Genomic DNA, 24,685 nt, shown 5'->3' with positions numbered 1-24,685 from the left:
TCTGACTATTCATCAGGCATACACCTGTTCAGCGGATTGTGAACGCACGGAAAGCACTTTGTCCCACAGGCTTTGTGCGGTGATCAGGGTCAGCATGCTGTTTTGGGCAATATTGGCAATGGCAATGCCCGGGTTGTGGCTGGCACCCCGGAAAAAAGTATTCATCGGCTGAATCTGCGTTGGCGCCAGATAAGGGATTTCGCCCAGGGCAGAGACAAACAGGCCAAATCTGAGCGAGGCGGTTTTGTCTTCAATGACGATGATTTGCCGGTAATCCGTGAAATAGTGCGGATGTCCCAGCATTCGTGCCAGGTCAATCACAGGAATCACCTCTCCCCGGTAGGCGTGCATGCCTGCAATAAACGGTGCAGATTCAGGCAAGGTGCGCAACTGGTCTTCATCAATCGCCTCGCGCACAAAGCGTGCTTCTATGCCCATCCATGAGTCACCAACGTAGAAGGTGGCATATTCCTGGCAGTCCTGCCCGGACTGCGCAAACAGGTTGGGGTTGAATTTGTTGTGGATGACTTGCGACTCGGCGTGGATGCGCTGGTTAATTTCATCCACTTTGCCCAGGGGCGTGAAAATCAGCGCAACCACCTTGTTGCGGTAGCTATCTTGCTCGCTCTTGAATTCACGGTAGCCATAGGCTGCGCGCGCGCCAACCGCATAATAGGTATTCTGGTAAATCGCAATATCAAATAGCTGCTCGCCCTCTTTAAGCTTACTAATGGCGGGCATCAGTTCAAAAACTTCGCCCATGGCAAAGTCTTTATGCGTGCTTGAAATGACATTGAGTTGTTCGTTCACAAACAAGGTGAAGCTGCCATTGACCGGCGTATCGGTCTTATCCCGCGGAATCACATCGCGCAGCATGGCCTGGAATTGCGGTGCGCTATCGAATACGATGGCAATACCGCCGACAATGCTATTGCCATCGAGGTGGCGAATGGGAGCGGCATAGATGTAAGTGTGTTTGTCGTTGTAGAGCGGCGTGGGTTCAAATGGCGAGACGATGTAATCTTGTGTCGAGGCGCAACTACGCGTTCGGCCTACCCATTCATCCGACAACTGGGTGCCCAGCAGATGGTCGTACTGGCGATTAGACACTGCCATCACTTCGCCTTTGCGGTCAAACACAATCAGGTTGTCATACACGGTGTATAGGCTATTGATATAGCGCAGCACGTCGGTGACTTTGCGCTTGTCTTCATCCGCCAGGCTAGTTTGCGCTAACAGCTCCCTAAAAGCGTGTGTGAGCGCCCACCAACGTACATCATTGGCACGTTCATACAGGTTGCGGTCCATGATTTCTACCGCCAGCTGCGCATAAAAACTGGAGTTTTCCAGCATCACCGACACCACGGTCTGATAGAGCTCAGAGACCATGTTTTCAATGATCTGCTGCGTTTTATGGCCGGTATGGCTGATCTCGGAAAGCAGGCTTTTAGAAAAGTTTTTCTGCTGGGTATTCACATCATTGCTTTGCCGGATATTACCGTTCCAGACAGATTGATTCAGTTTGCTCTGGATATTGGCGGCCTGCTTGGGGATATTCAGCAGGCTTTCAGAAAAAATCAGCGGGCTACGCATGACTTTACGCAAGATATCCGCATCAATATTATTGACCATGTCGCGAATGCTCTGGTTGAACGCATGCTCTATCGGGATCATGGCCTGGCCCAACCAGCCTGGCCCCAGATACCCCTGGTAGCCTTCTGACTGTTTGGTCACGCACAGGTATTCGCGCCCGCTAAAGCGCGTAATAAACCAGTCCGTGTCGGTATCCACACATAGCGAAATGCCCAGCGGAATCTGGTACGGATCGCTGGAGGCAATCACGTTGCGCTCTTCATCCAGCAATACGCCTATGGTCCAGTCATTATGCGAAATCAGGTTGTGAAAGATGGTGTCCAGCTCGTTGACGAATTTAAAGCACAGGCACAGCACCCCTAGCGTGCGGTGGCCGTCTTGGCTGCGTACGGCGTGTGCATAGACCAGAGACTTATGCAGCTTGCCGCCGATATCTGTCTCATAAAAACGTTCTACATACGGTTCTGCCGATTGCCGCGCCAAGGCCACAATCGGGTGGTAGTGAAACAAGGTGGTCTGCGTGTCATCCAGTTGATGCAGTAACTGGCCTTCTTCATCAAACAGCACAATATTGTCGTAGACGGTGTATTTCTTCTGGTATTCCTGAAAGCGAAACTCAATACTTGCCTGGTCGGCGTCTTCCAGAATATCCGCAGCCTGTTTCTCCAGATAGTCACGCACCTCATTATCGGTAGCGAAAAACCCAATGTCTGCCGTCCGTTCAAACAGGTTACGTACCAGCAAGTTGATGATCTCGAACGCTTTTGAAGATAATTGTGCGGCGGTTTTATGCAAGGTTTCCTGTGATAAATGCCGTAACACATCGTTAGAAATGGTATTAAAGGCACTGCGGGTTTCTTCCATTTCGGAGCCGGTGCCGGACAGTTGTGCCATCAATGCCAGGCTGTCCCAGGCATGTTGTAATTGGTAAATGTTTGAGCGAAAGTCATTGACCTTCTTGAAGTGGTTAGCCAAGTCCTCGGTTAACGGTTGCGGGTGCATCTTGTTGCCTCTTTCCCTATACATATTTTATTGTTGCCAGGGCATATACAGCAAAAATGGTTCCCGTTTGGGTGGTTCAAATTGAAAAACAATGGCAAGAAAAATGCTTTTATTACAATATTAAGGCCATAAATGTCGTGAAGATGGCGTAAAAATCGCTTATCAAGTATTGAACTGGCCTTTAAAGCACCTCTTTTTCAAGAAATTAACTTCTCCATGCCTTTTTCTAGTGCGTCAATAACCAAAACAGTGCGGGTATTGGTGCCTGATTTTCTGATTTTAGTGGCATCTCTACTATGATTAATACCATGATTGAAATTCACAGCGTCTCTGAGGCCATCCGTGATGCGGTGGCGCCAGTATTTTTATTGACCGGTATCGGCTCGATTTTGGGCGTGCTGATTGGGCGCTTGGGTCGCTCGATAGACCGTGCCCGTTATTTGACCGATACGCCGGAAGACAAACGTGAGCGCTTTAAAGATGAATTGCGGATTATTGTGCGCCGTACCAAATGGTTGCGGCGGGCGATTGGCCTGGTCACTTTTGCTGCCTTGTGTATTTGTGTGTCGATTGCCAGTATGTTTATTTCAGTTGAGACGGGGTTGCGACTACCGCACCTGGTAATGGTGTCGTTTATTATTTCGATGGCCTCGCTGATTTTGGGCCTGTTGTGCTTTTTGCGCGAAATTGTGCTGGCATCCCGCGAAGTGATTGTGCCGTTTCAGCAACGCGAAAAACCCGCGAAGCCGCAGTCATCAAAGGCCTAGCGATAAAGGGCGCGAATCACATCGGTTTGCGTCAGGATGCCGACCAGCTTGTTAGACGCATCGACCACTGGCAGTAATTGCAAATGATGGCTGGTCATCAGCGGGATGGTATGCATGAGGTGCATATGTTCGGTGATGGTAATCGCCGGGGTGGTCATGATCTGGCCGACCACTTCTGGTTTGTCGCTGTGTGTGGTGGGCGACCAGCGGATCAGGCGTTTGAGCGCAGGCGCCACTTCGCGATAGCTTTCTGCCTTGGCGTGGCGCATAAAGTCGGACACGCTCAACAGGCCTATCACCAGTTGTGCTTTGTTGACCACCGGAATTGCGGGCTCAGGTTGTTTGAGTATCAATTGCCAGGCTGTTTCCAGCGCATCGCCAAACTCAAGGGTCGTCGAGACCGGGCGCATGATTTCCCGGCATTCAATGGCTTCCAGTTTGCGCTTGTAAGCGATCAGCTCGGTTTGTTCCAGCAGGCTTTGCAGTTGTTCCGGGTGAATGTCCAGCACTTCATGGAATTGTCCCAGCGCGGTCTGCAAGTCTTCCTGCCTGAAGCCAAACTGGTAGTGCATATGCGTGGGTGAATTTGGCGCGTGCTCGTGATGTGCGGCGGGATAACGATAGCCCGTCAACGTATGGTAAAGCCAGGCGGTGAGTACCAGCAATATACTGTTCGCCAGTACCGGCCACCAGATAAAACTGTAGCCCAGGTTGTGAATGGCCTCACCACCTAACACGGCAGTCAGGGCGACCGCGCCACTGGGCGGGTGCAGGCAGCGCAGCGCAAACATGAGCGCGATCGCACTGAGCATGGCCAGTGCCGCGGCGAACACCAGTTGTTGCGGTAATAATTGCGTGAAAAATACCCCTGCCAACGCCGACACGGTATTGCCTGCCAGGATGGCCCATGGTTGTGCCAGCGGGCTGGATGGCAAGCAAAACAGGATGACGGCGGAGGCGCCCATGGGCGCAATTAAAAACACTGCGCTATGCCAGTCGCCTGGTACCACATTCAGGGCAATCAGCCCTGTACACAAAATCCCCAATCCGGCACCTATGGCCGCCCGCGCATAATCGCGTAGCGTGCCAGTCATGCGGCGTGGCCAGTAAGGCCTTAAGAAAGACGGTAAATCTGCCATTGCACGGTCAAAAAAGCAAAAAGTGCAGTGTATCACGATCAATACATTTTCCTGTTTCTACCCCATGGTCGTCAGTGCCAGGGACTTTTGTCAGCCCGATACATGAGGATACAAAAACAGTGAAACTTCAAAGCGCTTTTACCGCTCATACTGCGCAGAGGCACTTTCAGTGAAGCGCCAATATTAAAAAAGCAAGAAAGGACGTTGTGATGCAATCGTTTTTACAATCAAGACTCACGCATTGGGTGACCGTACCATTGGCGGTGGCCGCTTTGTTCGGTGCAGGCTACTTTATCAAAGGGAATACTTTGGTGAATCATGCGCAGGCCACGGCACCGGTATCGGCAAAAGCCATGACGGCGCCAAGCGCCTATATTACCTTGCCTAACTTTGCCAGCATCGCGTCTAGCCAGGGGGCGGCCGTAGTCAATATCAGCGTCACCGGTACGGTGAAAACGGCGGGTATTCCGGGTGTGGATCCTAACGACCCGATGTTTGAGCTGTTCCGTCGTTTTCAACCCAACCTGCCACAAACCGAAACGCCTATGAACGGCCTAGGTTCAGGCTTTATCGTCAAGTCTGATGGCGTGATCCTCACCAATGCCCATGTGGTCGACAAGGCAGATGTGGTGACGGTAAAACTGTCTGACAAGCGTGAGTTTCAGGCCAAGGTGATTGGCGTGGATAAATTAACCGATGTTGCCGTACTGAAAATTGAGGCCAAGGACTTGCCAACCGTGCATATCGGCAGCACCAAAAACAGCAATGTCGGTGACTGGGTAGTCGCGATCGGTTCGCCATTCGGCTTTGATAACACGGTGACGGCGGGCATTATTTCGGCCAAGTCACGCGCACTGCCAGACGAAGGCTATGTGCCTTTCCTGCAAACCGATGTGGCGATTAACCCGGGCAATTCGGGTGGTCCGCTGTTTAACCTCAATGGCGAAGTGATTGGCATCAACTCGCAAATTTACAGTCGCAGTGGCGGCTATCAGGGCTTGTCATTCGCTATCCCGATTGATGTTGCCATGGGGATTGAGCAGCAATTGCTGGAAAAAGGCAAAGTCAGCCGTGGCCGCTTAGGCATTGGTGTGCAATCGATTAACCAGGATCTTGCCAGTTCGTTTGGTTTGCCGTCGCCGAGTGGCGCGCTGGTGAGCAATATTGAGAAAAATGGTCCGGCTGATAAGGCAGGCCTGGAACCTGGCGATGTGATCGTCAAATTCAATGGTCAAAGCATAGACCGCTCCAGCGATTTGCCACCCATGGTAGCGAATGTGAAGCCGGGCAGCACGGTCGGTATGGAGGTCTGGCGCAACAAGCAATTGAAGAAATTGTCTGTGCGTATTGATGAAATGCAAGCGGCGCAGGCTGGGCCGGCGATAGTGCCAGATAGTCAGCAATCTAAGCTGGGCGTCAGCGTGCGCCCGCTGACCTCGCAAGAGTTGGCACAAACTCAGCTCAAGCAAGGGTTGCTGGTTGAAGAGGTTGCTAAAGGCCCTGCGGCATTGGCAGGCATACAGCCAGGCGATGTGATCCTGGCAGTGAATGGTGACCAGGTTAAAAACGTGAGCCAGTTGCATGACAAGCTGTCGCAAAACGTGAAGAACGTGGCATTGCTAGTGATGCGAGGTGACAGCAAAATTTATGTGCCGGTAAAGATTAGTTGATTTTTGCGTGTGATCCTTCGAGCCTTGCCCCGCAATTGCGGGGCTTTTTTTGCGCTGGGCAAATTCGGGCCAGGCATTGCATAATTCTGCTACGCTTTCGTTTTTGCTCGGTAAAATAATAAACTATGCAGACATTTCATATTGAGCCTACTCATAACGCACCCTTGCAAGCTGCACTGGTGAATCACATTAATCAAAAAACCAAACCACTGGGCGCATTGGGGCGTCTGGAAACCCTGGCCATGCAGTTGGGCTTAATACAGCAGACCGAACAACCGGTGTTGCAGCAGCCGACCATGCTGGTGTTTGCGGGTGATCACGGTATTGTGGAAGAAGGGGTAAGCCCTTATCCGCAGGCGGTCACTGCGCAAATGGTGCTCAATTTTCTCAATGGCGGTGCGGCGATTAATGTGTTCGCACGTCAGCACAGCTTTGATTTGCACGTGGTAGATAGTGGCGTTAATGCCGTGTTCCAGCCGCACTCGCTGCTGATCGATGCAAAATTGGGCATGGGCACAGAAAATTTCCGGCATCAGCCTGCCATGACGGCGGACCAATGTGCACAAGCGATTACGCGCGGTGCGCAAATTGCGCGTGATGCGATTGCGCAGGGCTGTAAGGTGCTGGCGTTGGGTGAGATGGGCATAGGGAATACATCTAGTGCCAGTTGTCTGATGAGCGTGCTGTGTGGCTTGCCTATGCATCAGTGTGTCGGCCGCGGCACTGGCTTGAGCGATAAAGGTTTGCAGCACAAGCTCTCTGTCCTCACCTCTGCTTTGCAGATGCACCATGTTTCAGCTGATGAACCGTTGCAGGCATTGGCGGCGTTTGGTGGTTTTGAAATTGCCATGATGGTGGGCGCGCTGCTGGCTGCCGCCGAGGCCAGAACGACGTTGCTGATTGATGGCTTTATTGCCACCTCTGCCTTGTTGGTGGCTGCCAAGCTTTATCCGCAAGTGCTGGATTATTGCGTGTTTGCGCACTGCTCTGATGAAAGCGGGCACAGCATGATGTTGTCACATCTCAATGCACAGCCCTTGTTGCATCTGTCGCTACGTTTGGGTGAGGGGACTGGTGCCGTACTGGCTTATCCCTTACTGCAGTCGGCAGTGGCTTTCCTCAATGAAATGGCCAGCTTTGAAAGTGCTGGTGTCAGTGGACAGATACAGTGAAGCTGCAATGGCGCTATTTTGTGCTGGCCGTCGGTTTTTTCACGCGACTGCCCGTGCCTGCCGTGGCAGATTTTCAGGCGTCTGACCTTAATCACGCCGCCAGGTATTTCCCGCTGGTTGGTGTATTGATTGGCCTGCTGGCCGCTATCACTTGGTGGCTGGCGAGCTGGGTGTTGCCGCCAGCCTTGGCGGTATTATCTAGCATGGCGGTGACTATTTATCTGACCGGTGCTTTTCATGAGGATGGCCTGGCAGATAGTGCCGATGGCCTCGGTGGCGGTATGGATCGTGCGCGCAAGCTGGAGATCATGCAAGACTCGCGCCTCGGTAGTTATGGTGCCATTGCGCTGGTTGGCATGTTGCTGTTCAAGTTCCAGGCCTTGTCTGCGCTTACCCCGGCGATCTTACCGTTTGCCCTGATTGCTGCGCATGCGCTTAGCCGCCTGGCCGCCGTCGCCATCATGGCCACCGCCAGTTATGTGCGCTTTGCCGGTAAATCCAAACCCCTGGCGACGACGCTGACGCGACAGGATATCTGGTGTGCCAGTGCATTTGGCCTGTTGTGCTGGCTGGGCTTTTGCCTGATGCTGGGCATGAATCATTCTGCGTTGAGTGCGATGCGGTTTTTGCTGATCACCGGATTACCTGTACTGGCCATCTGGTGGTGGTGGCGTCGCCTGATCTTGCGGCATTTACAGGGCTATACTGGCGATGCATTGGGCGCCACCCAACAATTGACTGAACTGGCCTTTTATTTGGGCTTGCTGGCCTGGGAGCGTCTGGCATGAAACTGACTTTAGTACGCCATACCAGTTTGCAGATTGCCGAGGGCATTTGCTATGGCCAGAGCGATATTGATGTCTCGGTTAACTTTGCCAGCGAGCTGTCTCAACTGAAACAAAAACTCATTCATGAGCAGATTGATGCCGTCTATGCCAGTCCGCTACAGCGCTGTAGCAAACTGGCGCATGCGCTGGGTTTCGATGGCATCATGCACGATGAGCGCCTGAAAGAGCTGCATTTTGGTGATTGGGAGATGCAGTCGTGGAACGATATTCCGCGCGAGTTGTTTGACGTGTGGGCGCAGAACTATGCCGAGCTGGCGCCGCCCAATGGCGAAACCTTTGCCGGTTTGCAGCAGCGCGGCGTAGACTTTTTGCAGGAGGTGCATGCGCGCCATGCAGGTCAGCATGTGCTGGTGGTTACGCACGGCGGCATGATACGCGCCCTGATCGCGCATGTGCTCAATATGCAACTCAAAGGCCTGTTCCGCTTTCATGTGGATTACGCCAGCCTGACGCGCTTGGATCTGTCGGGTGCGATTCCCAAAATTGAGTTTGTGAATCGTTAAGGCACTCGCGTTTTTTTACCGGCGTTTTCTCGCTGGCGTTTTCTCAATAGCGCTTTCTCAAGAGTTCAAACACCTTGTCATCCTCACAATGCGCCACATTAAAGCGTAACCACGACGACGGCTCCTGGTAGGGCCTGAACAGGTTGCCGGGGGCCAGCATGATATTCTGCTTCGATGCCTCGCTGGCAACCTCAGCAGCGTTGTTGTCGTTAGCCAGTTTGGCCCAGACAAACATGCCTCCGGCCGGTTCGGCATGGATGCTTAAGCCACATTCTTCCAGTGCGCGTATCACTTGTGCTCGTTTTACCTCTAGCTGGCTGCGTACTTTTTCCATATGTTTGCGGTACCTGCCTTCGACCAGAATCTGGTACATCACACGCTGGTTGATCTCTGAGCTGGTGAGGCCGGTCAGCAATTTGAGGTCGAGTAGCCGGTTGGCCAGGTCGGCCTGGCAGGCAATAAAGCCCACACGCAAGCTGGCTGAAATGGTTTTGGAGTAACTGCTGACGTAAATCACGCGGTTTAACTGGTCCAGCGCTGCCAGGCGCGTGGCATTTTGCGGATGGAAGTCGCCATAAATATCATCTTCCACAATATATAAACCGTATTTTTCGGCCAGTTGCAGTATCTGGTGCGCAACGGCCAGGCTGGTACTGGTGCCGGTCGGGTTATGCAATACCGTATTGGTGAAAAATAACTTGGGGCGGTGTTCTTGCAATAGTTGTTGCAAGGCGCTGACATCAGGCCCATTCAATAGCCGCGGCACGCCCATAATGCGCGCGCCCATGGATTTCAAAAAACCAAACAAGGTGTAATAGCCTGGATCGTCCACCAGAACCACATCGCCTGGCTTGATAAACAGCCGCGCAACTAAATCCAGGCCATGCGAAGCGCCGTTGGTCATAAGGATTTGCTGCGCGTCTGCATGGATACCAATATCTGCCAGGTTCTTTTTTGCCAGCTGTTGCCGCAGTGGTAAGTAGCCACTCACATCGCCGTATCCGGTTAAAAAATACCCCGATTTCCGTGATAATTCATTCAGACTTTTTTGAATGACCTTTTCATCCAGCCAATCCTTAGGCAGCCAGCCACAACCAGGCCTGACCGCATCCGGTACGTCTCTGAACGTGTTGTGCAGCAGCCATAGCACATCGTCAGCCCTGTCCAGGTAAGAGGTGCTTGAAACGGTTTCTTCGGGTTTGTTGAGCGGAGCGACATAGAAGCCTGAACCACGCCGTGACAGCAGATAACCCAGCGCCACCAGGCGATCGTAAGCATCGACGACAGTAAAGCGACTGATGTGGTGTTGCACGGCAAAGTCGCGGATAGAAGGTAAGCGTGTACCTGTACGCAGTACGCGTTGCTCAATGAGTTGTTTCACACCGCTGACAATTTGCTCAACCAGTGGCACTGGGTCTTGCGGGTTAATCGTAATCAGTGGCTGGGTGACTGGCATGGTATTTTGACCTGTACAGTGTCTAATATTGATCGTTAAATTGTACATGTAGTGTACATGCGTGTGGCGATAAGATGTGATTAAACTTTCATCGGATAGGGTTTGGAGATGCGTTTCATTGTGATGGTGTTGCTGGCAGTGCCCGTGATAGTGGTAGTACTGCCTTATGTCTCTTATGGTCAAACTTCTCGTCAGGCGGATCATGAGAACGCAGCGCCCAAGCCTGTCTGCGTGACCAACCTGCGCGTCGGGGCTGCGTGTGAATCAAGTACTGAGTCGCATCAGTCTATGGTCATGGAGCCTATGGTGATGATCCGGGGGCAGTTACTGCCTGTGCGCTAAAAAGAATATTATGCATATCGCTATCCTGACGTTTGACGGTTTTAATGAGCTGGACTCTATGATTGCCCTGGGTATATTAAGCCGCGTGCAACAGCCAGGCTGGCGTGTTTCAATCGCCAGCCCCACGGCCAGGGTGACATCCATGAATGGAGTCACTTTGGCGTCGCATATTTCTTTGGCCGATGCTTCTGCTGCCGATGCCGTAATTATTGGTAGTGGTATCCATACGCGGGCCATTGCTGAGAGCGCTGTACTGGCATCTTTGCATTTGGACCCTGACCGGCAATTGATAGGTGCGCAGTGTTCAGGTGCGTTGATATTGGCCAAGCTCGGTTTGCTCAATGGCCTGCCCGTGTGTACAGACCTGGTGACTAAACCCTGGGTGCAGGCATTAGGCGTCGATACGCTGGATCAACCCTTTTTTGCACAGGGCAATATTGCCACCGCAGGCGGTTGCCTGGCCTCACAATATCTGGCATTCTGGCTCATTGCCCGTCAGGCCGGGCTGGAAGCTGCGCAAAAAGCTTTGCATTATGTCGCGCCAGTGGGCGAAAAGGAGCACTATTTAGCACGCGCGGCCAGTCATGTCAGGCCATATTTGTCCGAAGCGCTTTTAATTTAATTAAGTATGTATACCCCAAAACACTTTTCTGCCCCTGGTGAAGAGGCGCTGCTAGATTTGATCCGGACGTATCCGTTTGCCACGCTGGTGACGACTGCGGCCAGTGGTTTAGAGGTGAATCATCTGCCGCTGTATTTAGATGATAAGGGCACCTTGAGTGGTCATGTGGCCCGCGCGAACCAGCTCTGTCAAGAAACGCATGGCCTCAACGAGGTCATGGCGATTTTTCATGGTCCGCATGCCTATGTGACCCCTGCGTGGTACCCCACCAAAGCCCAAACCGGCAGGGTGGTGCCGACCTGGAATTATGTGGTGGTGCATGCGCGTGGCAAACTGCGGGTGATAGAAGATGCCAACTGGTTACGCGCCCATTTGACTGCGCTGACGGCACAACAGGAAGCGGCGTTTGAACAACCGTGGCAACTTGAGGATGCGCCGGCCGGATTTATCGACAAGCTCATGCAGGCGGTAGTTGGTATTGAGATCGAGATTACCGAACTCACTGGTAAATGGAAGCTGAGCCAGAACCAGTCGCCGGAGAATCAAGTCGGGGTGTTGCAGGGGTTAAGTGCGGGTGATGATGTGCATGGCCGCGACATGGCGGCGCGCAAGTTGGCTGAATTAGTCAAAGCTGTGAATCGCTTAACTGTTGAGTGACATGGTGTAGGGCCTGTGCCAGCCGAGACCAGTCGTTAGCTGGCGGCAAGCCAAAACGCAAGGCTGACGGCGACTCAAAATAACGCGTCCAGATGCCTTCTTTCGCCAATGCTTGCTGTAACTCGCGGCTGGCAGGATGCAGTACATACTGAAATAAATCTGTACCGCCTGCAGGCTTAAGTCCATGCTGGCTTAGTACTTGTGCTAATTGCCTGGACTGTGCCGGCAGATGCCCGCGCATCTGCTGTTGCCAGCCATGGTCAGCCAGCGCCTGGCTGGCAACCATTTGGCTGGGGCCTGTGATGGTCCAAGGGCCGAGTAATGATTCCACGTGCGCCAGGGCTGTGGGTTCGCCCAGTAAAAAGCCCACTCTCAGGCCCGCCAGACCAAAAAACTTCCCTAGTGAACGCAATACCCATAAACCTGCCTGCCCGGTATGGCTGGCGAGGCTGTGCTGCGGCGTGCTATCCATAAATGCCTCGTCTACCACCAACCAGCCGCCACGGGCAACCAGTTGCGCATGCCAGTCTAATAACGTGTCAGGGTGATATACATGTCCGGTCGGGTTGTTAGGGTTGCACACCAGCAATACGTCGGACTGGTTTAGCGTGTCGCTATCAGGTGTTTGCTCAAAAAACTGTACCTGGTGTCCTGCGCGTTGCCAGGCATGTGCATGCTCCTGATACATGGTGCGCGGCATGGCGACGCGGCAAGGCGCGCGCAAGGTCGGCAATAGTTGCAAGGCAGCCTGTGAGCCTGCGCAGGCCAACACATGCTGGCAACCATAATACGTGCGCGCGGCCACATGCAGGGTGTCGGTGGCTGGCGGCAAGCGTTGAAACAGCGCGGGGGCCAATGCCGGAATCGGGTAGTGTTGCGGATTGATGCCGGTTGATACATCCAGCCAGTCCGTGAGTGGGCGACCGTATTGCTGCGCGGCTTGCTGCAAATTACCGCCGTGCTCAAGCATAGGCCGACGCTCCAATCAATACAGCCACGATCAGCCAGCTCAGCATACCGTTACTTACCAACTGCAACGCTCTGGTAATATCTTCAGCAATCGGTGTTGTGAGCGTGCCCAGTCGTGGGCGGTCATGCCACTCGCCGTGATAGCGGGCGCGCCCGCCCAATTGCACATTAAGTGCGCCCGCGCCTGCGGACATGACGGGGCCCGCGTTCGGGCTATCCCAGAACGGCGCCTGCGCTCTCCAGGACTGCCATGCGAGTGTGGTATGGCCAAGCAAGGCGTAAGTCATTGCCGTCAGGCGGGCCGGAATATAGTTGAGCACATCATCCAGCCGTGCGGCGGCCCAGCCAAAATAGAAATAACGAGGTGTGCGGTAGCCCCACATGGCATCCAGCGTGTTCACCAGGCGGTAAGCCAGTGCGCCGGGGCCACCTGCGACAAAAAACCAGAACAGCGCGCCAAACACACTGTCGTTGCCGTTTTCCAGCACGGATTCAATGGTGGCGCTGACGGGTTCTATTGCTTCCACATCGCGGCTGACCATATATGAGGTGGCGCGCTGTGCCTGTTGAAACTGGCCGGTCTGTAAGGCTTGATAAACGGCCAGGCCATGCTGGCGCAGGCTGCGGTGGCCGATGGCGAAATACAGTAGGTAAAGGTGTAGTGATAATGCCAGCCAGAATGAAAGTTGCATGAGCAGAACGCTGCTCAGGACAATTGGCAATACGGCCAGGCAGAGGCCCAACACGCCGCTGAGATATTGGCTGCCTTGTGCTTGTCTTGCTAAAGGGTTCAATCGTTTTTCAACTTGGGTGGCGAGCCAGCCAAACCCGACTAACGGGTGCCAGCGCCGGGGTTCGCCCAGCCAGAAATCAAGCAGCACCGCGCCACAGGCAAGCAGGGCGAGTGTGAGATAATCGGGACATGGATAAACAGGCAGTGAAAACATTGATGGTTCAGGGCACCACATCGGATGCCGGTAAAAGTACGCTGGTGGCTGGATTGTGCCGTGTATTGTACCGCAGCGGGGTGGCGGTGGTGCCATTCAAACCGCAAAACATGGCGCTCAACGCCGCGGTGACTGAAGATGGCGGCGAGATTGGCCGCGCGCAGGCGGTGCAGGCCATGGCCTGCGGATTGCCACCGCATATCGATATGAACCCGGTCTTACTCAAGCCTAATTCAGACACTGGCTGCCAGGTGATTATTCATGGCCAGGTGGTGGGCAATCAGGAAGCGAGCACTTACCACGACTACAAGAAAACCGCGATGCAGGCCGTGCTGCAATCTTACCAGCGCTTGCAGCAGCAGTATGGCTGCATCGTGGTGGAGGGGGCGGGTAGCCCGGCCGAGATTAACCTGCGCGCCAACGATATTGCCAATATGGGCTTTGCCGAAGCGGTCGATTGCCCGGTGATCCTAGTAGCAGATATTGATAAAGGTGGTGTATTTGCACACCTGGTCGGCACACTGGCGCTATTGTCCGAGAGCGAACAGGCCAGGGTGGTCGGTTTTGTCATTAATAAATTCCGCGGTGATATCGCCTTGCTGCAACCTGGGCTGGATTGGCTGGAACAACGCACCGGGAAGCCGGTGATAGGCGTGTTGCCATATATGCATGACTTGCATCTGGAAGCTGAAGATGCGGTTGCAAAAAGCAATATTAAAAAAGCAGATGTTCAGTTGACGATTGTTGTGCCCATATTGCCGCATATCGCTAACCATACCGACTTTGATGCCTTGCGCCTGCACCCGCAAGTAAACCTCAAGTTTGTGCGTTTGAATGAGCCTGTGCCCGCGGCTGATTTAATTATCCTGCCTGGTAGCAAGAATGTACGCGGCGATCTGGCTGCGTTACGTGAGCATGGCTGGGAAGCCGTCATTGCGCGGCATTTACGTTATGGCGGCAAAGTGCTGGGCATTTGCGGTGGCTTCCAGATGCTGGGCCAGGCTTTACATGATCCATTGGCGATTGAAGGCGAGGCGGGCAGTAGCGCTGGCCTGGGCTGGCTGGCCATGGAAACAACGTTGGAAACCCACAAGCAACTCAAGCAAGTTTCTGGCAAATTAGCTTTTGCCGAGGCGATGGTACAAGGCTATGAGATTCATATGGGGGTGAGCCGCGGCCCTGCCTTGCAGCATCCTGCACACCTGATCGACGGTATGGCAGAAGGCGCACGGTCAACAGATGGCCAGGTCGCTGGCAGTTATATTCATGGCTTGTTTGATCATCCACAAGCCTGCGCCGCCTGGTTGCAATGGGCCGGGGTGTCTGAACAAGTGGCTTACGATTACACGCAATTGCGCGAGCAGAGCCTGGAAAAACTGGCAGATAGTGTAGAGCAGCACTTCAACTGGTCAGCCCTTGCGCCTTACTTGCCCCAAGGCTTTACGCCAGGTTAACCCGCAACCACCTTGATGGTTTGCTCAAACGCCTGCACCACTTGCCCGGCGCGGATTTTGGCGGTTTTTCTGCGCTCAATGGCACCATCTACCTTGATCAACCCTTCGGCGACCATAGACTTGCCCTGGCCACCACTGTCGGCCACGCCTTCCAGTTTAAGCAAATCACATAGCGCGATATATTCGCCTTTGAGTTCAAATGTCGAGCTTGCCATACAGAATTCCTTTCTAAGTCAGCGAGTGCCTAAGGCTTGCCTTGAGTGTCTGGCGGTAAATTCACTTCCAGCGTCAAAGAGGCATTCTGGCTTTCCCATAATTGCTCATTGAGTTGGTGATGCACAGTGACAAACAGGAAATTCAGCCCGGCTTTTTGTGGGTGGAAGCTAAACTCACCTTGTTCATTCGCGTGAATATTAGAGGCTCTCACATTGTCGAGATCGTACAGATCTTCAATCCTGTGCTTGATAAAGTGCTCGTTATCCGTCACCACAATAATACGCGCATTAGGCACCGGCTTACCATTCTCCAACACGCGGAAATTCAACTCTCCACCAAGTAACAAACCATTGGGTGACGCCAGCGGGATGATTTCCAGGCCTTTATTAAACGGCTTGGCTACATACTTTTGCTGGCCTTTGAAAATATAGGTGTCGGCATAACTGTAATAATTCATGGTGGTAGGTTTGCCCGTCACACGCTTCATATCGGCGGCAAAATATAGCTTTTTATCGGCAGTTTCTACTGCCTTGTATATTGGGCCGACTCTTTGCCCCGTACTGATACGATAAGTGCCTTCTTCTTTTAATTCCGGTTCCAGATACACGGCCGCCTTGGTTTTGGCGATGGGTTTGATCGCTGCCGTCACGCCTTGTGGTGAGGTGATGGTAAAGTTCGGCGAGTCCATAGCAAAGTCAGCCTGGAACGGAAACTCGGTAAACGCAGATTCAATCGTCAGGCGATGATGTGTGACGTTGAACTGGTTGGGTTTTAAAAACGGCACATGGGCCTCGGCCGCCAAAGCGGTCACTAAAACGATCAGGGCTAGGGAAAACTTTTTCATACGGGTGCTTTCTTGTTATTTAAGCTTTAACGGCAAGCCTGCGGCAATAAAACTGACTTGATCCGCGATAGCCGCCACATGCTGGTTCAAGCGGCCTTGTTCATCCTGGAACTGGCGGTTGATTTCTCCCAGCGGCACAATACCCATGCCGACCTCGTTGCTGACTAAAAATACGTGGGCTTGCAATTGCGGCAGGGCGTTCAGCAAAGCCTGCTTTTCTGCCTGCCAGTCCAGCCGCTCTGGTTTATCGCAATCCGGACAAATGCACTGTGCCAGCCATAAAGTCAGGCAATCCACAATCAGGCAAGTCTCTGGTGCATCGTTATCCAGCAGTGTCTGCCCCAGGTTAAATGGCGCTTCGACTAATCCCCAATATGGTGGACGGCGGGTTTTATGATGTTCCACACGTTTTGCAAATTCGTCGTCATAGACTTGCGCGGTGGCAATGTAGGTCACCGGACATTCAAGTGCCGAGGCCAAGCGCTCGGCATACGCGCTTTTACCGCTGCGTGCTCCGCCTAAAATCAGGTGCGTAGTCATGCGTGACTCCCTTGCTGTTGCCAGTGTTGAATGATGGTTTGCAGTTGCGCCAGGCCCTCGGTAAACAGCGCAGGCCCGGGCTGCAAGATATCGACCGACTTGATTTCGTACAGATGACCATGCTGGATGGCCGGGATGGCTTGCCAGCCTGGTCGTGCTTTTACTTTTTCCGGCTGGAATTTTTTGCCACACCAGGAGCCGATGATAATGTCCGGCTGTCTGGCCAGTACTTGTTCTGCGTTGACCTGCCGGTCTTTGGCACTATGGAACTGGCTGAGTTCGGGAAAGCAATCCTCGCCGCCCGCCGCCTCAATCAGCTCAGCCGCCCAGCGGATGCTGCACATCATGGGCTCGTCCCATTCTTCAAAGTATACTTTGGGTTTGCGTGGCCAACTGGACGCTTGTTGGCGTGCCGCGTCCAGTTGCGCCTGATAACTTTCTACCAGTTGCTTCGCTTTGTCACTTGCGCCGACTAAATCGCCGACGGTCAATATCATTTGCAGAGTCTCATCCAGGCTGCGCTGGTTAAACACATGCACCTGGCAACCGGCTTTAATCAGCGAAGCAGCAATGTCAGCCTGCAAGTTGGAGAAGCACAGTACCAGGTCAGGTTGCAGTGCCAGAACTTTCTCGATATTGGCGCTGGTGAAAGCGCTGATTTTTGGCTTCTCTTTGCGGGCAATGGCCGGGCGCGTGGTAAAGCCGGAAATACCGACAATGCGGTCTTGTTCGCCCAGCAAATAAAGGACTTCCACCGTTTCCGTGGTCAGGCAGACAATGCGTTGTGGCCAGCGCTTCATGGCTGTGTGTTGCCTTGTGGTTGCCAGCCATTTTCCATCAGCATGTCGCTGAGTGGCTTTTCAGTGGCCCAGCCTTCTTCTACCAGCATGGGCGATTTGTAAAAGGCATTCACATAACCCAGGCACAAAATCGCTACCGGTTTGGCGTCCGCAGGTAGGCCCAGCAATTGCGCCAGTTTTTGCGGGTCAAACAAGCTGACCCAGCCCATGCCTATACCTTCGGCACGTGCGGCCAACCACAGGTTCTGAATGGCACAGCTGACTGAGGCCAGGTCCATCTCCGGCAGCGTACGGCGGCCAAAAATATATTTTTCCCGCTGGTCACACAAAGTGGCTACCAGTAATTCGCCACAGTCCAGAATGCCTTCGACTTTAAGCCGCATAAACTCGGCCATGCGCGCCGTGTTTTCAACCTCGCCGATGGCTTGCGCTGTCTGCTTGCGTTCTTCATCGACCAGTGCGTGGGTGGCCTTGCGTAATGTGGTATCACTGATGCGGATAAAGCGCCACGGCTGCATCAGGCCCACACTGGGCGCGTGATGGGCGGCTTGCAACAATTTTTGCAATAACTCGGGAGCGATAGGTGTCGGCAAAAAATGCCGCATATCGCGCCGCTCGGCAATCACTTTATAAATGGCCGCTTTGTCGGCATCCGGATAGGCGAAACTCATGACAGGAAAAACTGTGCCGCCAGGGACGGATTGGATGGGAAGTAAAAATGCAAAAAGCTGGCTGTGATGCTTTGGTGGCGGTAGACCGCTTCACCCGCACCGTATTTGCCTTTGCCTTGTGCAATCACCGGCAAGTCAGTCTCAAAACGGCCATAGTGGAAAGTGTGCGCGCCTATGGTTGCTTCGCCATCGTTCGTCACCGGAAACGTTGCGTGTTGCGTGCCGAGGCCTTGCAGTTTGGGTTGAATTTCGCTGTGACCCGGCAGTAAACCAAACACGGGCTGACCATTCAAGCGTTCGCCCAGTGCGAGCATGCCACCACATTCTGCCAGGATGGGTTTTCCTACCACGGCGGTTGCATGCAAGCTTTCGCGCATGCTGTGATTGTGTTGTAGTTGCGCCAGATGCAATTCCGGGTAACCGCCAGGTAGCCAGTAGGCATCGGCTGCCGGTAATTGTGCATCATGCAACGGTGAGAAAAAAGTAATGTTTGCCCCCAGTGTTGTGAGCAAATCAAGGTTGGCCTGGTAGGTGAAACAGAAAGCCGCATCTTTGGCCACGGCAATCGTTTTGCCTTGTAGCAATGGCGTGATAGCTTGCTGTTCTGGTGCCGCAAAATGCACTGCCGGAGGCAATGGCATATCTTGTCCCAGTAGTTGCGCAGCGGCTTCTATGCGCTGGTCAATATCCGTGATTTCCTGTGCCAGGTGCAAGCCCAGATGACGCTCTGGCAAACTCAGTTGCGCGTCGTATTTCATGGCGCCCAGCCAGGGGATATCCGCTGGCAATGCTTCTTTAATCATCTTGGCATGGCCGTCGCTGCCGACCTGGTTGGCAATGACGCCCGCGCGCTGCAGCGCAGGCCGGAAGCTGTATAGTCCATAGGCGATCGCGGCAGCGGTTTGTGCCATAGCTTTGGCATTGAGCACCAGTGCGACCGGGATACCAAAGCGCTCGGCAATATCGGCGCATGAGGGTTTACCATCATACAACCCCATCACGCCTTCGAGCAAAATCACGTCATTGTCTTGTGCCGCCTGATACAGCAAACGCTGCGCATCCGCTTCACCACACATGCCGAGATCGAGGTTGTACACCGGTTTGCCGGTGGCGGCTTCGAGTATCATGCCATCGATAAAATCCGGGCCACATTTAAATGCTTGCACGCGCAGGCCACGATTGCGGTAAATGCGCGCCAATGCGGCCGTGGTCAGTGTCTTGCCTTGCCCCGACGCCGGGGCCGCCATCAACATGGCATGGCAGCTTGCTGCTGGGGATTGCATTACAGGTCTATCCCGGCCTGGGCTTTGATACCTGCGCGCCAGGCATGTTTGACGTCCATGAGTTCAGATACCGTGTCGGCAGCGTTTCTCAAGGCTTCTGACGCACCACGACCAGTGATCACCACATGCTGCATGGGTGGGCGGTTGGCGATGGCATCCAGCACCATTTGTTCGTCCAGGTAACCGTATTTGAAGGTGTAGGTGAGTTCATCCAGCACAACGAGATTGATCGCTGGGTCTTGCAGCATCTGCGCCACAATCTGCCAGCCGCGCATCGCGGTTTCAGTGTCGCGCTGGCGGTCTTGCGTGTTCCAGGTAAATCCTTCGCCCAGCACATGCCAAGTGACAGCTGGATGCTGGCGGAAAAAGGCTTCTTCACCGGTATCTGAGCGACCTTTGATAAATTGGGCGACGCCGACACGCATGCCGTGGCCCAGTGACCTGGCAACCATGCCAAAGGCGGAAGAGCTTTTGCCTTTGCCGTTGCCGGTGAGGATGAGAAGCAGGCCTTTTTCCTGATCGGCCTGCTCGATTTTTTCATCAATGACCGCTTTTTTGCGGATCATGCGCGCCTTGTGGCGGCTGTCGCGGTCGTTGGTTTCCATGATGGCGCGTAAACTTAAGCGTTTTCGCGGACAGAGCGCTTGGCCAGGCCAAACACCACATGCGCGATCAGTGCCACTACCACCCAGAACGCAATCGCTTCCAGCTGTTTAGGGAAGTATTTGACCAGGCGTGGCACAAACTCAACCAGGGTTGGGTCTGGGTAACGGCCACCAAAGAAGTAGAAACCACCGCTGGAGAACAATTCAGCCACAGCTGAAGCCACTACCACCACGCCTGTCAGCTTCAACAGGCTGCTCAGTGCCCAGGTGGTATTGCTGGCTGTCCAGCGGCCTGCCAGCCACACGGTACCGTAAGCCGGTAATAAGAAACCGTAAGCTGGCGTCACACAGAAATTGCTGACGCCGCCCCAGGTAACTGCCGCCATATCCAGGCCAGCACACAGTGCCAGCAGCGTCACAAATACGATAGTCGAACGCAGGTAATAACCAGCAATAAAAAATGCAGCGTAAGAGGCGCTAGGCAAAAAATCGATCGAAGCGAAATGATGACCGCGTGTCACGATGACCATCAGTGCAATGACAAATGCAATTGCCAGCGATTGAGTTGAAATTTTACTTGGCATGCCAACGACTCCAAAAAATAAGATTAATCACAAGGGGTGAATTTTAGCCCAATTCCTTTAGGCTTGGGCAAAATCCACCGTTCAGCTTACTGCATGTCGTAATTCAGGCTCACGAATACATTTGTGCCCATAGTGTTGTAATCCACCGTAGAGGATGCAGCGGCTAACACGTAGTTTTTATCTAGAATGTTATTGGCGCGCGCTTGTAGCTTCCATTGTGGATTGATGCGGTATGCCAAGGTGCTATTTAGTAATGCGTAACCGCTCAGATTAAGCCTGATGCTTTTATCATAATCGTCACGATTTGAGGATGCAGTTAGCTCTGTTGACCAGTCCCAAGGGCCGTCTGAATATTGTAAAACCAGATTGCCGTAACGTTGCGCACGACGCGCCAATAGTCTGTCGGTGGCGTCTACGCGAGGCGACTGTATCGTTAAGTTCCCACTTAACTGCCAGTATTCATCGATCGAAAACTTGCTCTCTAGTGTCGCCCCCTGAATTTCCACTTTGCCAGCGTTTGCTGCACAGGTAGCGGTTCCGTTCGGGCAACCGGCTCTGAAGGTTTGAATAAAGTTACGAATATGGTTATCAAATACCGTCAGTTTCGCCTGGAATGTTTGACTTTGGTAACGGGCGCTGGCCTCAATATTGTCAGCTTTTTCTGAAGGTAAGTCGGCATTACCAAAGCTAGCAGCATACAGCTGATTAAACGTTGGTGCTCTGAATGATGAGCCGTATTGTGCTGTCAATCGCCATGCTGAAGAGAGGTCATAACCGTAACCGATCCCTCCCGTTGTGAAATTGCCAAACTGGCTGTTATGGTCCTCACGCAATGAAAGCTGAGCACTATGTGCCTCATAATTGGCTGTATACCCTAATACGAACGCATCATTATTGCGGCTTCTATCTAAGGTCTGCTTGCCATTAGATTTTGTCACCACATCTTGCTCCAGCCTGTCATACGCAAAGGTCAGTGTGCCATGGGATAAGCTGTAATCATGCTGCCAAGAGAGTTGACGTTGTTCCGTATCAATATTGCTATTAGAGGTTGGGTTGCTAACGTTAAATAAGCTGTCACGGCCAACGCTGTACTCTAATTTACTGTTCCAATGTTCGGTGAGCGCATTTTTGAGTGCAATCCCATATCCTTGTTGGTGGCGCTCAGATTTGCTGAATGCACTGCCGCCATCGTATTGGTTTTGACCACTGCTTTCTAAATAGTGTATGCCCAATGAATGGCCTGGTGAAAACTCAAGGTCTGCATAAGACGAGCTACTAAAGTTGTTATAGCCATCCCTATCTTGATCGGCCAATTTTGGCGGGTGTTTGAGTGCAGAAATACCACGCGTGTCGTAGTTGCTGATCTGTGCGCCAAACTTTAGAGCTTGGTAGCTCGTGTCAAAGCCAGCATTACCACTGTATGAATCATAGCTGCCTGCACCGGCACTACCGTAAATATGGGTTTTATTGCCTTTGCCTCGCTTGGTGAAAATTTGAATAACGCCACCGATAGCATCTGAGCCATAGAGACTAGACGCAGGGCTGCGTAAAATCTCGATGCGCTCAATGAGTGCAAGCGGGATGTTTTCAAAAGCAGTGGTGCCTGTGGTGGCGGAATTAATCCGCACGCCATCCACTAAGACAATCAGCTGATTATCATTGGTGCCGCGCAGGGCGATGTTACTACTCGTGCCCATGCCGCCATTGGTCAGGGTTTGCACACCAGGTTGAAGCCTCAATAAATCTGCAAGAGAGCCGCCCTGCAGCCTCTTGATTTCTTCGCTATCGATCACGGTGATGTCGCCAGTGACTGTTTTGGTAGATTGTGGTGTTCTACTTGAGGTGACCACCACCTCATCTAATGAGGGGGTGTTATCTGCGGCAAGTACATAGCCAGGCAGGCTTAGGAGGATGCCTGCAAAATAGAGTTGTTTTTTGATTGTTCTTTTCATTTGTGATTCTCGCATGCGTATCCAATTCACACGGAGCAGACTCAGTGTGAATTGGTAGTCGTATTCATTGGTTTTAGTGATGCAGAGTGCGCATTACTGAGGTTCGTAACGGATGTTGACGAACAAGTTTGCCCCTGGGGTATTGTAGGCAAAGCCGTTTCCGTCTATTGCTAGATAATAGTGTTTATCAAAAATATTATTTGCTCGTGCTTGCACAGTCCAGTCACGATTGACTTTGTATTGAGCCGTCATGTTGAAGAGTGTGTAACCGCTCATGCGTAAGGTATTGGCCGCATCCTCGTAGCGAGCTGAAGACGCTACCATTTCAGCACCAAATCGCCAGTCCTGCAAAGAGTAGCCAAGGTGCATTTGGCCATGACGATTGGCGCGACGGCGTAGCAGTTTATCGGTTTCATCATCACGCGGAGATTGAATGTCTACACTACCGCCCACGTCCAAATTATCCCAGCGGTTGCTGGCAGCCAGCGTGATACCTTGAATGGTGGCTTTGTTGATATTCTCAGGAAGAGACCCGAGGACAATTAAATTGCGGATCTTATTTTCGTAGGCTGTCAGGGATGCATTGAATGTGTCGTCGCGGTACCGTAGGCTGGCCTCTAAATTGTCTGATTTTTCAGGTTTCAGATTGGGGTTGGAGTAGCCTGGATAGTACAAGTCATTAAACGTTGGTGCCTTGAATGCAGAACCATAGCTCCCGGTGACACGCCATTGATCGTTAATATTGTACCCATAGCCTAAGCCACCAGTGACATTGTTACCAAAACTGGAATTATGGTCTTCGCGAGCACTGGCTTGAAAGCTGTGTGCTCCGATATTCGCTACATAGCTGGCTACATAGCCTTCATTTGTGCGCCTGGTTTTGTCAAAATCCGTTGTTGAGTTGACTCTGTCGATCAATTTATCGTACATCAATGTCAATGTCCCAAGAGGAAGGGTAATGTCATTTTGCCAGTTGAATTGATCCTGTTTGGTTCTGAACAAGCTCCTGCTTTCGCTAGTAAAGGGGCCTAATGCTGCGTAGTTCACAGTCTCATCAATGCCTTGGCTGATGCGCACTGTTGAGTGCCAATTATTCAGGATTTGATTTTTACTGAATAGAGAGTAGACATCTTGTTGCAAGTTGGCGTAATCAGAAAAGGCAGGATTGAATGCTGATGATGGATCGAGGTTGTAGCTATTGTCGAAGCGGGTTCTCCCCTTGCTATGCATCAAGGTTAAGCCGACTTCATGGCCTTCTGCAATTTTATGAGACAGATTACCAGTTACGGCAAGATTGCGATAACCGTCTTTGTCATTCAGGTTCGGGTTGCTGGTGTCCAGTGAAGAAAAACCGTTGGTTTTGTTCGCCGATACATTGAGTGCATAAGCCGTATCGTTTTGTTTACCGCGCAATCCAGCTTCTGCCAGAGTGGTATCGTAAGTACCAAAACCCAGGTTTGCATAAGGTTTGAAGCCATCTACGCCTTTTTTAGTGAAAATCTGGATGACGCCGCCGATTGCATCTTGACCATATAGGCTAGTTGCTGGTCCACGGACAATTTCAATGCGGTCGATCTGTTGAATCGGTATGTTTTCAAGGGTTGTTGTGCCTGCTGTGGCAGACTGCACACGTACGCCGTCGATTAATACCAGCGTATGGCCCGTGTTGGTGCCTCGCATGAAGACGCCTGAGGTTTTGCCTGCGCCACCATTGTTGGTGATTTCAATGCCAGGTTGGCGTTGCAATAATTCAATCAGCGTACTTTGGCCGCCACGTTTGATTTCTTCTGCATTAATGACAGACACATCGGCAATGACTGATTCCTGTTGTTGAGGCGTGCGTGTCGCGGTCACGATGACTTCGTCTAGCGTTGCAGTGTCTGCGGCGCAGGCGATTTCGCTTAAAGAAAGACCAATAAGGCCTTTAAGAATGACTTTTTTCATTATCTTATCCCTGTATCACATGCGTCCCCGCATGTGGTTTGTCTATCAATACTTGGGGGTAGGGATAATGAATGAAGGCTTTGCGTGTTGAACAGCAAAGCCAAT

General features: G+C 52.5%; 24 protein-coding genes. 9 read left to right on the top strand and 15 right to left on the bottom strand.

The window, feature by feature from the left end:
• Positions 1–12 precede the first annotated feature (12 nt).
• On the bottom strand, positions 13–2,595 hold the full coding sequence (locus GQ52_RS03700; protein ID WP_047515247.1) for a chemotaxis protein CheW: 2,583 nt from the start codon (positions 2,593–2,595) through the stop codon (positions 13–15).
• Between the two features lie 308 nt (positions 2,596–2,903).
• Here GQ52_RS03700 and GQ52_RS03695 point away from each other — a divergent pair, with 308 nt between their 5' ends.
• The gene (locus GQ52_RS03695; protein ID WP_047518501.1) at positions 2,904–3,362 is read left to right on the top strand and encodes a DUF2721 domain-containing protein; all 459 of its coding nucleotides are present in this window, start codon (positions 2,904–2,906) and stop codon (positions 3,360–3,362) included.
• Here the strand turns inward: GQ52_RS03695 and GQ52_RS03690 are convergent.
• A complete protein-coding gene (locus tag GQ52_RS03690) occupies positions 3,359–4,501 on the bottom strand; it encodes an HPP family protein (RefSeq protein WP_235272945.1) in 1,143 nt (380 codons plus the stop codon). The genes GQ52_RS03695 and GQ52_RS03690 overlap by 4 nt on opposite strands.
• 209 nt (positions 4,502–4,710) lie before the next feature.
• Between GQ52_RS03690 and GQ52_RS03685 the strand changes: the two genes are divergently transcribed.
• From GQ52_RS03685 to cobC, 4 genes are all read left to right on the top strand, one after another.
• The gene (locus tag GQ52_RS03685; protein ID WP_047515241.1) at positions 4,711–6,171 is read left to right on the top strand and encodes a DegQ family serine endoprotease; all 1,461 of its coding nucleotides are present in this window, start codon (positions 4,711–4,713) and stop codon (positions 6,169–6,171) included.
• Positions 6,172–6,296: 125 nt separating this feature from the next.
• Positions 6,297–7,343: a nicotinate-nucleotide--dimethylbenzimidazole phosphoribosyltransferase gene (gene cobT, locus GQ52_RS03680; protein WP_047515240.1), complete on the top strand. Its 1,047-nt coding sequence runs from the start codon at positions 6,297–6,299 to the stop codon at positions 7,341–7,343.
• The gene (locus GQ52_RS03675) at positions 7,340–8,131 is read left to right on the top strand and encodes an adenosylcobinamide-GDP ribazoletransferase (RefSeq protein ID WP_047515239.1); all 792 of its coding nucleotides are present in this window, start codon (positions 7,340–7,342) and stop codon (positions 8,129–8,131) included. The genes cobT and GQ52_RS03675 overlap by 4 nt, the downstream gene beginning before the upstream one ends.
• A complete protein-coding gene (cobC, locus tag GQ52_RS03670; protein ID WP_019881085.1) occupies positions 8,128–8,694 on the top strand; it encodes an alpha-ribazole phosphatase in 567 nt (188 codons plus the stop codon). The genes GQ52_RS03675 and cobC overlap by 4 nt, the downstream gene beginning before the upstream one ends.
• 43 nt (positions 8,695–8,737) lie before the next feature.
• Here cobC and GQ52_RS03665 read toward each other — a convergent pair whose 3' ends face one another.
• Positions 8,738–10,150 (bottom strand): PLP-dependent aminotransferase family protein, encoded by a 1,413-nt coding sequence (locus tag GQ52_RS03665; protein WP_235272943.1) that lies wholly within the window; start codon positions 10,148–10,150, stop codon positions 8,738–8,740.
• A 108-nt stretch (positions 10,151–10,258) separates the two neighbouring features.
• Between GQ52_RS03665 and GQ52_RS03660 the strand changes: the two genes are divergently transcribed.
• The 3 genes from GQ52_RS03660 to GQ52_RS03650 are packed head-to-tail and all read left to right on the top strand — an operon-like array spanning position 10,259 to position 11,771.
• Positions 10,259–10,492 (top strand): hypothetical protein, encoded by a 234-nt coding sequence (locus tag GQ52_RS03660; protein ID WP_047515236.1) that lies wholly within the window; start codon positions 10,259–10,261, stop codon positions 10,490–10,492.
• Between the two features lie 10 nt (positions 10,493–10,502).
• Positions 10,503–11,114: a DJ-1/PfpI family protein gene (locus GQ52_RS03655; protein ID WP_047515233.1), complete on the top strand. Its 612-nt coding sequence runs from the start codon at positions 10,503–10,505 to the stop codon at positions 11,112–11,114.
• 6 nt (positions 11,115–11,120) lie between these two features.
• Positions 11,121–11,771 carry an FMN-binding negative transcriptional regulator gene (locus tag GQ52_RS03650; protein ID WP_047515230.1) on the top strand — a complete coding sequence of 217 codons (651 nt, stop codon included), beginning with the start codon at positions 11,121–11,123 and terminating at the stop codon, positions 11,769–11,771.
• Here GQ52_RS03650 and cobD read toward each other — a convergent pair.
• Together cobD and cbiB are read right to left on the bottom strand one after the other, a co-directional pair.
• Positions 11,740–12,741, bottom strand: coding sequence for a threonine-phosphate decarboxylase CobD (cobD, locus tag GQ52_RS03645; protein WP_047515227.1), 1,002 nt, complete (start codon positions 12,739–12,741; stop codon positions 11,740–11,742). The genes GQ52_RS03650 and cobD overlap by 32 nt on opposite strands.
• Positions 12,734–13,687, bottom strand: a complete 954-nt coding sequence (gene cbiB / locus GQ52_RS03640; protein ID WP_047515226.1) for an adenosylcobinamide-phosphate synthase CbiB — start codon at positions 13,685–13,687, stop codon at positions 12,734–12,736. Before cbiB ends, cobD begins: the two co-directional genes overlap by 8 nt.
• A 2-nt stretch (positions 13,688–13,689) precedes the next feature.
• Between cbiB and GQ52_RS03635 the strand changes: the two genes are divergently transcribed.
• Positions 13,690–15,141, top strand: coding sequence for a cobyric acid synthase (locus GQ52_RS03635; protein ID WP_047515223.1), 1,452 nt, complete (start codon positions 13,690–13,692; stop codon positions 15,139–15,141).
• Here GQ52_RS03635 and GQ52_RS03630 read toward each other — a convergent pair.
• From GQ52_RS03630 to GQ52_RS03585, 10 genes are all read right to left on the bottom strand, one after another.
• Positions 15,138–15,356: an RNA-binding S4 domain-containing protein gene (locus GQ52_RS03630; RefSeq protein ID WP_019881093.1), complete on the bottom strand. Its 219-nt coding sequence runs from the start codon at positions 15,354–15,356 to the stop codon at positions 15,138–15,140. The genes GQ52_RS03635 and GQ52_RS03630 overlap by 4 nt on opposite strands.
• 29 nt (positions 15,357–15,385) lie before the next feature.
• Positions 15,386–16,201 (bottom strand): DUF4198 domain-containing protein, encoded by an 816-nt coding sequence (locus GQ52_RS03625; RefSeq protein ID WP_047515220.1) that lies wholly within the window; start codon positions 16,199–16,201, stop codon positions 15,386–15,388.
• Positions 16,202–16,216: 15 nt separating this feature from the next.
• Entirely contained in the window at positions 16,217–16,741 is a 525-nt protein-coding gene (gene cobU, locus GQ52_RS03620; RefSeq protein ID WP_024930410.1) for a bifunctional adenosylcobinamide kinase/adenosylcobinamide-phosphate guanylyltransferase, read from the bottom strand.
• The gene (locus GQ52_RS03615) at positions 16,738–17,541 is read right to left on the bottom strand and encodes a cobalamin-binding protein (protein WP_047515217.1); all 804 of its coding nucleotides are present in this window, start codon (positions 17,539–17,541) and stop codon (positions 16,738–16,740) included. Before GQ52_RS03615 ends, cobU begins: the two co-directional genes overlap by 4 nt.
• The gene (gene bluB / locus GQ52_RS03610) at positions 17,538–18,212 is read right to left on the bottom strand and encodes a 5,6-dimethylbenzimidazole synthase (RefSeq protein WP_047515214.1); all 675 of its coding nucleotides are present in this window, start codon (positions 18,210–18,212) and stop codon (positions 17,538–17,540) included. Before bluB ends, GQ52_RS03615 begins: the two co-directional genes overlap by 4 nt.
• Positions 18,209–19,495, bottom strand: a complete 1,287-nt coding sequence (locus tag GQ52_RS03605; RefSeq protein ID WP_047515211.1) for a cobyrinate a,c-diamide synthase — start codon at positions 19,493–19,495, stop codon at positions 18,209–18,211. Before GQ52_RS03605 ends, bluB begins: the two co-directional genes overlap by 4 nt.
• Entirely contained in the window at positions 19,495–20,100 is a 606-nt protein-coding gene (cobO, locus tag GQ52_RS03600) for a cob(I)yrinic acid a,c-diamide adenosyltransferase (protein WP_047515208.1), read from the bottom strand. Before cobO ends, GQ52_RS03605 begins: the two co-directional genes overlap by 1 nt.
• 14 nt (positions 20,101–20,114) lie before the next feature.
• Positions 20,115–20,684, bottom strand: coding sequence for a hypothetical protein (locus tag GQ52_RS03595; protein WP_047515205.1), 570 nt, complete (start codon positions 20,682–20,684; stop codon positions 20,115–20,117).
• Between the two features lie 86 nt (positions 20,685–20,770).
• Positions 20,771–22,636, bottom strand: coding sequence for a TonB-dependent receptor domain-containing protein (locus tag GQ52_RS03590; protein ID WP_088178007.1), 1,866 nt, complete (start codon positions 22,634–22,636; stop codon positions 20,771–20,773).
• Between the two features lie 93 nt (positions 22,637–22,729).
• A complete protein-coding gene (locus tag GQ52_RS03585) occupies positions 22,730–24,580 on the bottom strand; it encodes a TonB-dependent receptor domain-containing protein (protein ID WP_047515202.1) in 1,851 nt (616 codons plus the stop codon).
• Positions 24,581–24,685: the final 105 nt, after the last annotated feature.

The sequence above is a fragment of the Methylophilus sp. Q8 genome, from assembly GCF_000800115.1.
Taxonomy (GTDB): domain Bacteria; phylum Pseudomonadota; class Gammaproteobacteria; order Burkholderiales; family Methylophilaceae; genus Methylophilus.
Note: the sequence above shows the minus strand (reverse complement) of the source record. Positions and strands in the feature narration are given on the sequence as shown.